Below are 13129 nucleotides of genomic sequence, written 5' to 3'. Positions count from 1 at the left end.
TGTTGTATTGATTCTTTTTCATGAGCCCCAAGAAATACATTCCTGCTTTTGTTTTTTGCTTAGCTGTTGGATTAACAACGCAGTTTGCGGGTGGCGCTGAAAGTGCACGACCAAATGTCATCTTGATTTTTGCGGATGATCTTAGACCTGGCATTTTGGGTTGCTACGGGCGGTACTGCTTGCTTTGTAATTTTAGTTTCGATCCTTCCTGGTTTTGGTGCTTGCGAGAATGAGGCCGTAAACTAACTCAGGATTGTGGAGAAGGGAGCTTTTTTTCTGGCCTTGGCCGTCTACTATATTCTTATGAATCTTTTTCCTGGAAAAGGAAACGAACCCATGATGACTGAACCCACTCTCCCCGCTTACGATCACACGCCCACGCCTCATTCAGGTCCTTCGTATGAAGAAACTTTAGCACTGCGAAAGCAGTACCTGAATCCCGGTTTATTTCTCTACTACAAAAAACCAATCATGGTCGTGGAGGGCTCCATGCAGTATGTTTACGACGAGACGGGTAAACGCTACCTGGATGCATTTGGTGGAATAGTCACGGTGAGTGTAGGGCACGCCCATCCTGAAGTGGCCCAGGCTTCCAATGAGCAGATGAATAAAATTTCCCACGCTCCAACCATTTATCTTAACAATGTTATTGCTGAGTATGCGGAGAAACTTGCATCCAAAATGCCAGGCGACCTCAAGGTTTGCTATTTTGTAAACTCGGGTTCGGAAGCCAATGATCTGGCCTTGTTGATGGCTCGGTTATACACGGGAAACTACGATGTGCTAGCCCTTCGAAATGCCTATCATGGTGGAGTCGCATCGACGATGGGCCTGACTTCCCACAGTTCATGGAAGTTTAATTACCCACACTCAGCTGGCATTCATCATGCCAAAAATGCAGATCCCTACCGCGGACCTTGGGGGCATGAGGATCCAGATGCCGGCATTAAATACGCTGCGGAAATTAAAGAACTTATTCGCTACGGAACTCCGGGAAATGTTGCCGCATTTTTTGCCGAATCGATACAAGGAGTAGGTGGAGTGGTTGTTTTTCCAGACGGTTATTTAAAGGAAGTATACCGTATTGTTAGAGAGGCTGGGGGAGTGTGCATTGCCGATGAAGTTCAGTCCGGGTTTGGCCGAACCGGCGAGGCGTTTTGGGGATTTGAAACGCAGGGTGTGATTCCGGATATTGTGACGATGGCCAAAAGCATTGGTAACGGTGCCTCCCTTGCAGCCGTGGTTACGACTCCCGATATCGCCGCAACATTGCAGCAACGCATTCATTTCAATACTTTTGGGGGTAACCCTGTTTCGTGTACAGTTGGTAAAACGGTTCTCGACATAATAGAACGCGACAAGCTACAGGAGCGTTGCGCGATTCTCGGAGATCGCTTGTTGGTTGGTCTTCGCAATCTGATGGAAAAGCATACGGTCATTGGTGACGTTCGTGGAAAGGGACTTATGATTGGTATCGAATTGGTGATCGACCGGCAATCGAAGGAGCCAGCTTCAGCACGAACCGCCGCTGTTTTCGAGAAAGCTCGAGAGCTGGGTGCGCTTATCGGCAAGGGCGGATTGGACGGAAATATTATTCGGATCGCTCCGCCCATGTGTATCCATGAAGCAGACATCGATTTCCTTCTCGAGGTGCTGGATTTATCTTTCGAACAAACTGCTGACGACTAGGATTTCATTAAACGCGAACCCACGCATTTCTAGTCTATCTTTTTGGCTACTTCGCAGCGTCAACCTCGGCCAGGGCTTCCGGAAAAATTTCTGCGAAAGCATTTCGCTCCTCAGGAGTACCTACAGTGACGCGAATGCATCGGTCGAGTGGAGGAGTGCCAGGTTTGCGAACGAATACACCCTTGGTCGCCAGTGTTTCGAGAACGGCTTGAGCGCGAGGTTGAGTGTTGCAATCAATGGTAACAAAATTGGTGGCAGAAGGGAGCGTTTTCAAGCCCAGGTTATGAGCAAGGGCTTCATAGTCTCTGCGGCCGGTCTCGACTTCTTGCACAACGCTTTTGACGAAATCAGGATCTTGTAGTGAGGCGAGTGCACCCGTTTGAGCAACCAGGTTCACGTTGAAGTGCAGGCGGACTTTGTTGAAGGCGGTTATGATTTCTGGATCAGCCAGAGCATAACCTACACGAGCTCCGGCCATGCCATGCGCCTTGGAGAAGGTTCGCATCAAAATAATGCGCGGGTCGAGATCTTGAATCGGAAAGGCGACTCCTTCAGGTGCAAATTCAATGTAGGCTTCATCCAGTATGACTACGCAATCTTGTGGGAGTGTTTCGAAAAACGAATTTAGATCGGACGCGCTGTGCCAAGTGCCTGCAGGGTTATCCGGGTTCGAGAGGTAGACCATTTTGGCGTTTACCCGATTCACGGCTTCGGCCAAGGCTTCCAGGTCGTTCAGACCATTGTGCAGATAGGATATGGTATGACTTTTGCCACCAACGCCGACTACATGAAAATGAAAGGTAGGGTATGAACCTAATGAAGATACCGTGATGTCATCCGGTCCAATAAAAGCACGAACAGCCAAGCCTAGAAGGTCGTCGATTCCCGCACCCACGCTTATGTGGTTCATTGTGACTTTGAAATGCTCGGCCAGTGCTTCCCGCAGATCATGGTTTTCCGGATCATTGTAATGGGAGATTCGTCCAAGGACCTGGGTCATGACCTCGTGAGCCTTTGACGAAATACCAAAAGCGCTTTCATTGGCACCAACGCGAACTTTTATAGGGACCCCTGTTTTTCGTTCAATAGCCTCTGGAGCGACAAAGGGGATAGTGGCAGGAAGCGAATCTACAATGGACGTGAATGGTAACGACATGAGTACGAGTAGTTAGGTCGGTTCCTTTTTCTGAGCAATGGAAAATTAATTTCAAAATGGAAGAGAGAGCAGCGAATAGGTCTACCAGAGTATTTTTCTAAACATGACGAAAAAGAAGTATCCTCAAGCGATCAGCTCTCGAATAACCCTGGCGTCTTTGATCCCGGTTAGGCGCTGGTCCAGGCCCTGGAAGGGATAGTTTAAGTTCTTGTGTTTAAAGCCTAATAAATGGAGCAGGGTTGCATGGTAGTCTTGCATCGGAACGGGATTAACCGCTGCACTGTAGCCGACTTCGTCCGTTTCACCATAGGACATCCCTGGTTTTACGCCACCCCCGGCCATCCAGGCAGTAAAAGCTCCGGGGTTATGATCACGACCTATAAGTTCCATTTCGCGGCCGCCTCGGTTTTCACGCATGGGCGTGCGACCGAATTCGCCGCTCCAGACTACGAGGGTATCCTTCAGAAGTCCGCGTTGTTTGAGGTCGGTCAGTAGCGCCGCAATGGGCTTGTCCGTTTGAAGACATTTATCCTTAAAGCCCCCGTTTAGAGCTTCGTCCATACCAGCGCCGTGTGAATCCCATCCCCAGTCGAAAAGTTGAACATAACGCACGTCCCGTTCTATAAGTCTGCGTGCCAGCAGGCAATTATTGGCAAAGTTCTCTTTACCTGGTTCCGTGCCGTACAGTTCGTGGATGTGGGCCGGCTCTTTCGAGATGTCCATGGCATCGGGCACTTCCATCTGCATGCGGAATGCCATTTCATACTGGGCGATGCGGGTCAGCGTTTCTGGATCACCAAAATCTTCATGGGTTTGTTGATTCAGGGATTTTAGCGTATCGAGAGTGGATCGGCGAATATCGCGAGATATGCCTTCCGGATTAGAAACATTTAAAACCGGATCTCCGTGTGAGCGGCATTGCACGCCTTGGTAGACGGAGGGAAGAAAACCGGAACTCCAAAGAGCTTTTCCTACCCGAGGTTGGCGACCGCCGGAAAGTAAAACAACGAATCCTGGAAGATCAGAATTCTCGGTACCCAAACCCCAGGTAACCCAGGAGCCAATAGAAGGATAACCAATGCGGGCCTGCCCCGAGTGAACCATGAGCTGAGCCGGGCCATGATTAAACTGATCCGTTTGGAGCGTTTTTATGAAACTCACATCATCTACGACTTTGGCAAAATGTGGTAAGCGGTCTGAAACCCATGCGCCTGACTTGCCGTGCTGTTGGAACGGATACTGAGGCCCCAGCATGTTGGGTGTCCCTTGGATGAAGGCGAAATTTTTACCTTCAAGAAAGGATTGTGGGCACGCTTGACCATCGAGTCGCTGAAGATCGGGTTTGTAGTCAAAGAGTTCCAACTGGCTCGGCGCTCCAATCATGTGCAGATAAATAACCCGCTTGGCGGTGCCAGGAAAATGTGGCGGGAGAGCATTGAGCGGGTTTGAAGCATCGTGCTGCGGGAGGCCGTGAGTCTCTTGAGCGGCACCTAATTGGTTTGCCAAAAACAGGGCTCCTAATCCGGTGGTGCAGCGGGTGAGAAATTGACGACGCGTTTCGCGTTCAAGAGTTCGAAGGCGAGTTTCGTTGAGTAAAGATTCAAGGTTCATCGCAGTTCAATAGGTAAGCGTTTCATCGAGATTGAGAAGGACTTGTGCGACCACGGTTCCTGCCTGTTCCGGGGATTGGTCTTTTACCTTTTTATAAAGCTGTTCCAGTTCCTTCAGACTATCTTCATCTGCTGGCCGACCAGTGACAAGGCGATGTGCTTGGGTAAACAGATCTTCGGATGGGAAGGGAAGTTCCGATTCGAACTGTTGTCCCAGTGCTTTCGCGCAATCGACGAAAGTTTCTTCGTTTAAGGTTACCAGAGCTTGTAAGGGAGTATTTGAAGTTAGACGACGCGGGGTACAAAACTCGCGGGACGGTGCATCGAAAGTGGCAAACGTGGGAAACGGAATACTTCGCTTGATGTAGGTGTAAATGGAGCGACGGTAACGGTCTTCGTCTCCTGGTTGAGCTGTTATCCATAAGTCTTTACTAAGGAAAGGCTGCCATACGCCGTCAGGCAAAGGTGGGTGGACCGGTGGTCCTCCGAGTTTGCTTGAGAGAAGTCCGCTCACTGCTAAAGCCTGATCTCTCATCATTTCTGCAGAGAGCCGCAGGCGTGGTCCACGAGCCAAGAGGCGATTGTCGGGATCGCGCTCCACCAGCGAGGGTGTCACACGAGATGATTGTTGGAAGGCATGGCTAAGGACTATTTCACGCAAAATCGCTTTCACACTCCAATCATAGTCCTTTTGAAAACGTGTGGCCAGGTAATCGAGTAATTCCGGGTGAGTGGGCTTATCGCCTGAGGAACCGAAGTCTTCAAGGGTGGGAACGATTCCGACTCCGAAGAGCTGTTGCCAAAGTCGATTGACGAAAACTCGCGCCGTGAGCGGGTGTTTATCCGAAACCCACCAGCGTGCCATCTCGAGTCGATCGGGGGAATCTGTCGCCGAGGCTGATTTGGTGAGTGTCGCAGGTAATCCTGCGACTACCAATTCGCCTTTCTCCATCGCATTGCCTCTTTCAAAAACATGGGTTGGTCTTGATAATAATTTCGGGCGATCCTGCATGATCGGAACCGTGGTGCCCGGCATGTCAGAAAGTTTGCACAAGGTGTTTTCTAACTCCTGTCTCATGGCATAAGCATCGGATTCTTTCGTTTCCAATTGGGTCCAACGTACATCCGAACTGCTGGCTAAATGCCCACGCTTAATTGCCATGGGATGACTACCATGCCCCGTCTTGTTACAATGGATATGAAGTGCAAGGTGGGAGTTCTCCTTTAAAGTGATAGGTGACTTGGGAACCAAAATTAATTGACGGGCATGATGGATACGAGAATCAGCACCCCAGTTTTTTCCATTTGGATAGATGGTTTGTAACGGATCAGTCGGTATCCAGGGGACATCAGGCACACTCAATCTGAAGGTTACGGGGATCTTTTCTCCTCCTTCATTTACCACCCAGGCCTCCAGATCATCTACCAGGAATCCCCATTCAGAATTGTGAACCGCTGTCTCGGGGTTATGGGGCAATACTGTCAGCTTTAATGCGGTCAACGGTTGGCCAGCGAGGTCTTCGGCTGGGACCTCTATGAGTGTGTGGGTTTTGGTTTCCACCGTGCCGATGGTGTGAAACTCGGTGTGTGTTGGTTTTTCAATGACTACATATTGGGTGCTATTGTCAGACTTAACCGAAATCGTTTTCAGGTTATTCCATTCGGTTGTATCTCGTAAACGGGTACCTGGTTCCCATATTGCTTTTTTAAGGCTCAGGATATGTTTGCGCAATTCGGTGGCTTCACCGTAACGGTCGGGTTCGTCAGGGACTTTCACTAAAGGTGCATCGTCCTCCAAATCGGAATCCGCTGAATTATTGTAGAAATCCATAAAGCGGTAATACTCAACATTTCTCAAAGGGTCGTAAGGATGGTCGTGACACTGAGCACAGCCGAACGTGATTGAACCCCAGGTCTGCCAGGTAGTGTTGATCCGATCGATTACTGCTTCGACGCGGAATTGTTCGTCATCGGTGCCGCCTTCATCGTTGGTTTGAGTATTTCGTTGGCAGGCGGTGGCGACGAGGTCGTCGACGGTGGGTTGGGGGAGCAGGTCCCCAGCCAGTTGTTTAATGGTAAACTGATCGAATGGGAGATCGTCGTTGAATGCTTTAACCACCCAGTCGCGATAGGCCCAAATCGTACGTCTCTGATCCTGACCTAATCCACCCGAGTCCGCATAGCGAACAAGATCCAGCCACATGGTAGCCCAACGCTCGCCAAATGAAGGCTCACGCAAGAGGTCATCGACGATTTTTTCTAAAGCCTTTTTTGGATCTTTAGCAAAGGCAGTTTCAAAGGTGTCGAGATCGGCAAGCGACGGCGGTAATCCTGTCAGACCGAGACTAAGCCGTCGAAGAAGACGTCCCGCATCTTCGGTTGGACTTGGTTCGAGGCCTTCTTGCTCCAATCGCTTTAAAAGAAAATGATCTATGGCACCTTTCGCCTGATCGTCAAAAACGGTTGCAGGAACGGGGGGCTTGGTAGGTGTCTCAAAAGCCCAGTGCCCACTCCACTTGGCACCCTGTTCGATCCATTGCTTGATCAGGCCGACCTGATCTTCGGAAAGCGCTTTGTGATCTTCAGGAGGCGGCATGTGATCCTCCTCGTCGTCGGTCGTCACACGGAAGTACATTTCGGAGTCCTCTAAATTACCCGGTGTAACCACCGTATATCCTGATTTACCTTCGAAATTGATGACGCTTTCTTCGTAGATGAACGATAGATTGCTCGCTGCTTTCACTCCACCATGACACTCAATGCAGTTCTCATTTAGAATTGGTTGAATATCCCGAGCGAAATCAATCTCGGCATATGCATTATTACCCAGAACAGACAAACTGAGAACAATGGTGAGCGGCTTGATATGGGGACGAAATCTCATGAACTCTGCCAACCTATAAGGTCAACATTCCATGTCAAAGCGGATTGATAGTTGGTCTTAAGTTTTACTTTCGGGTTTACGGGAAGGCCAGGTAAGCGAATTTCTTAATCCTTTAGTCGGTTGTCTTCCCTTCAGAACAGCTTCATTTGGCTCACTCCGGGAGGAATGAAATGCTCCGTACTTAACTGCACAGGTTGTTCTTTAAACCCGGCTTTTATACAACCCAGTTGATACAGGTGCTTTATTTCTTCCGACCATGGGCCTTGCCCGCGAAAACGTTCTCCAAATTGGTTGGTATTCAATCGTCCGCCGCGAAAACTTTTTAACCGATCTATGATGCGGTCTTTCTTATCGGGCAGCTCGCGCTCCAGCCACTCACGAAACACATCCGCTACAGCTCCAGGTAAACGCAAGGGGACGTAATGAACCCACCGCGCTCCCACATCATGGGCGGCCTGGATGATAGCGGGAATCTCGGTATCGTTAAGTCCAAGAATGACAGGCCCTATCATCACTCCTGCAGGGACACCTGCTTTGTTGAGTTTCTGCACTGTATCCAATCGTTGACGAGGGCTTGACGTGCGTGGCTCCATCTTGCGCGCCAACTCTGAGTCGAGTGTCGTTACAGATAGGGTGACTTGAATACAGTTCCACTTGGCCAGGTCGCTCAACAGATCTATGTCACGCAACACTCCAGCGTTTTTAGTAATGATCATAACCGGATTGCGGCACCTTAGCAGGACTTTCAGGCATTGGCGGGTGATGCCTAATTCTTTTTCCAAAGGTTGGTAAGGATCAGTTACTCCACTCATTGAAAGTGGCTTGGGTTCCCATCGGGGGTTGGCCAATTCGGCTTCCAGTAAACGGGCTGCATCCCGTTTAACCAGGATCCGGCTTTCAAAATCAAGACCGGCGGAATAACCCAGGAATTCATGCGTTGGGCGGGCGTAACAATAGGCGCAACCATGTTCACAACCCCGGTAAGGATTCAGGCTGACATCGAAGGGAATGTCGGGACTTTGATTGCGGCTAATGATGCTCACGGCATGATCGTCGATGACCTGAGTTTTGACGGAAGTAAGCCCTCCGAGCTCTTCCTCATCTGGTTCGTAGCTTTCCGAAGCAAAACGATTGGCAGGATTGGAAGCAGCTGAACGGCCCCGGATGGATGTTGGAATCTTCGACATATAATAAGTGAACATGCGTTCACTTTTCTGGGCGTCAACGAATTCTTTGGGCAGACCATCAATTTTTGGGCAATTTTTTTCGGTGAGTGTCCCCTTAGCCTCTTCCCTGTCTGCCTGACCTCGTATGTTGTTCTCCATTTACACAAAAGAACTTGGACCGTCCCCCTTTTTTTTGTTGGACCGTCCCCCTTTTTTTTGGTCACACTTTTTTTGGTTTCCTGCGTTCCATTGAATATTTTAATGTGGATTCAGTCACCGTTAGCGTCTATTGTTTCGCTTTTCACCCTGGATTGGTAATGAATCGTCTAGCCGTAATCAGCAGTTTCGTCTTTGGAGGTTTTCTAACAGCGAACGCAGAAACTCAACCGCACCTTGACCAAGCGGATCGTTGGGTAGAGACTCGAAACGGCTACACCGTGGAATACTCGGAAGGGCAAGAAGCGTATGTGGCGGCGGCTTTTGAGGAAATGGAAAAATGGGCGGAATCTGTGGATGAAAAGTTGAACGAACTGGGTGGCATTGATGAAGCACTAGATCCTCTCATTCTGGAAAAATTGCGATCCAGACGGGACGCGCTATTGGCAAGTATCGCTGTTGCGATTGGAATCGAAGAACCCACCGCAACCATGGGAACAGTCTATGACAAAACCCTGCAGCTCATTGAGCTGATCGGAATCTTTAAAAAAAACCTCCGTGAGAATTCGGTTAATCCAATCGCTCCCCGACAGTGTGTGGTGTGGGACAATCTTTTGTTGAAGGAGAAGCTGAAGGCAGGTGAAGCAATTGCTCCGTTCACCTACGATCCCGGGGAAGACAAATTCAATTACGGGTTCAGCTTCAAAGCAACGTCGACCGAGGCTCCGGTATTGGCAATTCTTCTTACTGAGGAAACTGAAGGTGTTCCTCCCAATGAAGTGGTTCGCAAATGGATCTCTTCTGTGTTTGGGAGCGTTATCGAATTTATGGACGAATTTCCGCAGCGCATGGGTCCAGATCAGGGAGCGCTCTGCATGCACTTTGTTATTCATGAAGCCGCTGAAGTCGGTTTGGGTCTATCGTACATGCGTAGCCGCGACCGCAGATCAGCTTTGGATGGCATGGCCGAGTATGTCAGTTGGAAAGTCGCCCGGGATCTGGATGGCGTGGAGGCCGCCAACCAGGTTTATCCTGTGGCATCGCAACTTCGAAGGCATGCCCATCTGCAAGCGGATGTGGATCTGGTGAATTGGATCGCTTCAGAATATGAGAAGAAAGAGGGCTTTAAGTATAAGACGAAAAATCATCGGCGAGCTCACTATGATTTCTCATCGTTGGCATTTTTTCTGTTGGCCCAGAGGTATGGTGATACCGCGTTGTCGGAGATATGGAAAGAAACCGGAAAAACATCGATCAAGAAGGCCTCGCTTTCCACCGTGAACGATGCCTGCAAAAAAGTGACGGGTCGGGAATTATTTGACTTTTACGGAGAAGTAGAAACCAGGCCGTTGGACGATATACTTTCCGAATTGGAGATTCTGAATTCGATGCCTCCATCGATTCCGGAACCTGAGTTCATCGAATTTACAATCGATGAAATTCCTATCCGTTACGATCAGCGTATCGGTATCTCCAAAGGCTTTTTGAACGAGGAAATTTCAACGCTTAAAGCTAAATTGAAACAATCGCTGGTTAAAGACAGATTGGCTGACGAGCTAAAGAATACTGAAAGGCTGGATGAAGTGCATCGATTGATTTGGCTCTTGAGTCGCGGCAGGACGGTACCTCGACCCAACGTGACAAAATACATCGAAAAATTGTATCAGATCGACCTCAGCAAATTGAATCCGGAACTGGTGTTTAGCGGCCTCGAGATTTGGGATTATGAGGATACCTTTACGGCGATGCGGGCAGGCAAAAACTTTAATGCCATTTCATTTGGAGAGCCCTATGGAACGATAGTGGCACCGCCCCACCTGCCTCTGGTCCTAAAGCGGGAGAGTCTCCGGTTCAGAAAATGGTATATACCGGTCCAAGGACCGGACTATGACACGATTGCAATTCAATCCTCTTTGAATGATCTCGCTGATAAGTTTGACCGGGTCATGGAAGAATCCTCCAGGAGAGTGGTTGCCAATTACATCATCCAATTGGCCTTGGCGGTTTCCAAACGAAACTTCAGCTATATTGGCAACGACCAGCGATGGTTTCATGAAGGCTTTGCATTGTATGTGTGTTTCATGACTTTGGGGAAGTTGATCGGCGATGAAGAGAACCAACAATTTTGGGATAAATATTTTTCCATCGAAGGAGGCAAAAGCGTCTCCGAGGAAGCATTTTTTACCTGGGATGAAGAAAAAGTTCCGGTTTCCCAGCTCAAGGCTTTTTCGCAAAGAAATTTTCTTCGACTCCGTTCCAAACATGGCCATGAAAAGGTGACGGAGTGGTTTGACGCACTGGATGCAAGCAAATCTGAAATCAAAGCCGGCGAGAAAACGGCCAGGTCAGTTCTGGAAGCGACCCTGGGTGAATCGATGGTGAATTTGATGGGGGCAAAATAAGGAAAAGAGCAAGGGTCTTTACAAGATTCTTGATTAATTGGTATTCCGCCTAAAGCCCCCTTGCTCAAAAACTCCGGTGATCCCTGGTCACAAAGGCGTTGGCTTCCAGGAGGTTTGTGACTTTTCCCTTCTTCGTGTTCCAGTTGATTCTTTGTCCGGGATAGCGGCCAGCGATCACACCCAGGAGAACTCCTTCGACCATCCTTGCTGAGTAATCGAAATTGGCGGCCGGGACAGTTTTGCTTCCGAAAATAGCGTCGATCCATTGACCGTAGTGATTTATTTGGGGACCCAAGTCAGGTTTTACAAGTTTCTCGTAAATGGATTTAGGAAAAAACCGGGGACCGTTAATATGGCCCAGGAGCATACGTCCTTCCTCGCCTACAAACATGGCTCCTTGCTGGGGTAGAGCCTCTCCGTTCGGAAGTTCCAATTCGGGACCCGTGGGCGGGGACATGGCTCCATCGGTCCAGGTCCATTCGAAATCCTTGGTGGTGAGTCGAGTAGGCTTGAATCCGTAGCGCACCTCACATTGCGTCGGCAGGCTGAAGTGGTTTGGTTCCCGGCAGGTGGCTTCGGCCCAAATCGGAGGTTCCAGGCCGAGTGAGTCGAAGGGTGTATCAAAAATATGCACACCCATGTCGCCCAGCGTTCCGCAACCAAAATCCATGATACGACGCCATTCGCCCATATGGTATTTGCCTTCGAGATAGGGGCGCGCTGGAGCGGTTCCCAACCACAGATTCCAGTCGATGTCATGGGGTACCGGATCCTCTCCTGAATAGGGAACGCCGTCATGTCCCCAGTCCTTATGCGACCATACGTAGACCTTGGCGATCTTTCCGATTACTCCATCCCGAATAAATCGTGTGGCCAGCCGATAAGCTTCTCTTGCTTTGTTTTGGATACCCATTTGAGTAACGACCTTTTTCGTTCGCGCCACTTCCATGAGGTGGCGGGCCTCAGAGATATTGTTCGTCAGCGGCTTCTGGGTGTAGACATGTTTGCCGAGCTCCATCGCAGCGAGCGTAGCGGGGTAGTGAGTGTGATCGGGCGTGGAAATCGAAACGGCGTCAATCTTGTTGCCCAGCTCACTCAGCATCTCCCGGTAATCCTGAAATTTCCTCGCAGACGGAAAAGAATATGATTCGCTGTCTCTCTTTCGGTTTCGTCGGCTCTCTCCGTTGAGGTGAATTAAATCAATGTCGCAAAGGCCAATTACTACCGTGCGAGGGTCGGCAGCAATCTGTGTGAGGTCGGTCCATCCTTTTCCTCCTGTACCGATGTGTGCGGTGCAAAGCTTGCTGTTGGGAGAATTTGAAAGAAGACCGGAAGGTAGGATATAAAACCCGGCGAGAGCCGAGTTGGCTTTGATGAAATTCCGTCGTGATAGTTTTCGGGGCATGCTTTTCATAGGGTAGTGTTCGAGGCTGGATGAATTTCACGAAGTAGACAAGCAAATGGGTTCTAGGGTCTTTCTGCAGGATTTCTACCTGTTTAATTCTGATCAGCTAAAGGCGAAGAGACGAAACAGACATTAGAGGATGATAAATCGCATCGGAAATTTATACCCATTACTAACCAAATTGTCTTCAATCGGAAACCACCTTTGCCAGCGGATAATCGTGTGATGCATAATTTCCGAGCGTCGCATTGGAATTTGCCATGGCTCGAATCAACAGGGAGGTCTGGGCTTTTTTGAAATCCCCTTCTGCAAACGCCGCGAGGGCTCCTCGTTGCAAACCCCGTCCAAAGGAAAACGTGAGGTTCCAGGGCAAAGGTTCATTTAGTGCGTTCAAAGTATTCAAATACTGAGTGATGTCCTTGTCACCAATTCCGCCAGATAAAAAAGCTAGCCCAGGCACTTCAGCGGGCACGCAATCTCTCATGACCTTAATCGTCGCGCGGGCGACTTCGATAGGTGGCTTTTTCAAATCGTCGTTTCCAGGAACAACGATGTTCGGTTTTAGGACTGTGCCGGGAAGGTAAACTTTTTTTCTATCTAGACCCTGTTCGAAAAGCCTTCCGGAAGGAAGGTTTTCTTTTTTTTGGTTCGTAGTTCAGGC

The 13129-nt window shown here is 49.3% G+C and carries 7 protein-coding genes and 1 pseudogene; 2 read left to right on the top strand and 6 right to left on the bottom strand.

All coding sequences use genetic code 11. The features are described 5' to 3' along the window. Positions 1 to 303 precede the first annotated feature (303 nt). The gene (locus O3C43_22000; GenBank protein MDA1069168.1) at positions 304 to 1689 is read left to right on the top strand and encodes an aminotransferase class III-fold pyridoxal phosphate-dependent enzyme; all 1386 of its coding nucleotides are present in this window, start codon (positions 304 to 306) and stop codon (positions 1687 to 1689) included. Positions 1690 to 1735: 46 nt separating this feature from the next. Here the strand turns inward: O3C43_22000 and O3C43_21995 are convergent, their stop codons facing one another. The 4 genes from O3C43_21995 to O3C43_21980 all read right to left on the bottom strand — a co-directional run bounded on the left by O3C43_21995 (position 1736) and on the right by O3C43_21980 (position 8664). Beyond that, the gene (locus tag O3C43_21995; protein MDA1069167.1) at positions 1736 to 2845 is read right to left on the bottom strand and encodes an aminotransferase class I/II-fold pyridoxal phosphate-dependent enzyme; all 1110 of its coding nucleotides are present in this window, start codon (positions 2843 to 2845) and stop codon (positions 1736 to 1738) included. 123 nt (positions 2846 to 2968) lie between these two features. Then, complete coding sequence (locus tag O3C43_21990) at positions 2969 to 4456, bottom strand: DUF1501 domain-containing protein (protein MDA1069166.1); 1488 nt, start codon at positions 4454 to 4456, stop codon at positions 2969 to 2971. A gap of 6 nt (positions 4457 to 4462) precedes the next feature. After that, complete coding sequence (locus O3C43_21985; protein MDA1069165.1) at positions 4463 to 7339, bottom strand: PSD1 and planctomycete cytochrome C domain-containing protein; 2877 nt, start codon at positions 7337 to 7339, stop codon at positions 4463 to 4465. Positions 7340 to 7470: 131 nt separating this feature from the next. Continuing rightward, entirely contained in the window at positions 7471 to 8664 is a 1194-nt protein-coding gene (locus O3C43_21980) for a PA0069 family radical SAM protein (GenBank protein MDA1069164.1), read from the bottom strand. Positions 8665 to 8822: 158 nt separating this feature from the next. On the opposite strand from O3C43_21980, the gene O3C43_21975 reads away from it, so the two are divergent. Then, positions 8823 to 11063 (top strand): hypothetical protein, encoded by a 2241-nt coding sequence (locus O3C43_21975; protein MDA1069163.1) that lies wholly within the window; start codon positions 8823 to 8825, stop codon positions 11061 to 11063. Positions 11064 to 11127: 64 nt separating this feature from the next. On the opposite strand, the gene O3C43_21970 is transcribed toward O3C43_21975, so the two are convergent. Both O3C43_21970 and O3C43_21965 read right to left on the bottom strand, forming a co-directional pair. After that, entirely contained in the window at positions 11128 to 12468 is a 1341-nt protein-coding gene (locus tag O3C43_21970; protein ID MDA1069162.1) for a Gfo/Idh/MocA family oxidoreductase, read from the bottom strand. Between the two features lie 187 nt (positions 12469 to 12655). Further along, positions 12656 to 13060 (bottom strand): annotated as a pseudogene (locus tag O3C43_21965) (fructose-bisphosphate aldolase). Positions 13061 to 13129: the final 69 nt, after the last annotated feature.

This window comes from Verrucomicrobiota bacterium (assembly GCA_027622555.1).
GTDB lineage: Bacteria > Verrucomicrobiota > Verrucomicrobiia > Opitutales > UBA2995 > UBA2995.
Note: the sequence above shows the minus strand (reverse complement) of the source record. Positions and strands in the feature narration are given on the sequence as shown.

Coding starts and splice junctions, on each gene's coding strand:
- O3C43_21995 (MDA1069167.1), bottom strand. CDS start 2,845: ATGTCGTTACCATTCACGTCCATTGTAGATTCGCTTCCTGCCACTATC.
- O3C43_21970 (MDA1069162.1), bottom strand. CDS start 12,468: ATGCCCCGAAAACTATCACGACGGAATTTCATCAAAGCCAACTCGGCT.
- O3C43_21990 (MDA1069166.1), bottom strand. CDS start 4,456: ATGAACCTTGAATCTTTACTCAACGAAACTCGCCTTCGAACTCTTGAA.
- O3C43_21975 (MDA1069163.1), top strand. CDS start 8,823: ATGAATCGTCTAGCCGTAATCAGCAGTTTCGTCTTTGGAGGTTTTCTA.
- O3C43_22000 (MDA1069168.1), top strand. CDS start 304: ATGAATCTTTTTCCTGGAAAAGGAAACGAACCCATGATGACTGAACCC.
- O3C43_21980 (MDA1069164.1), bottom strand. CDS start 8,664: ATGGAGAACAACATACGAGGTCAGGCAGACAGGGAAGAGGCTAAGGGG.
- O3C43_21985 (MDA1069165.1), bottom strand. CDS start 7,339: ATGAGATTTCGTCCCCATATCAAGCCGCTCACCATTGTTCTCAGTTTG.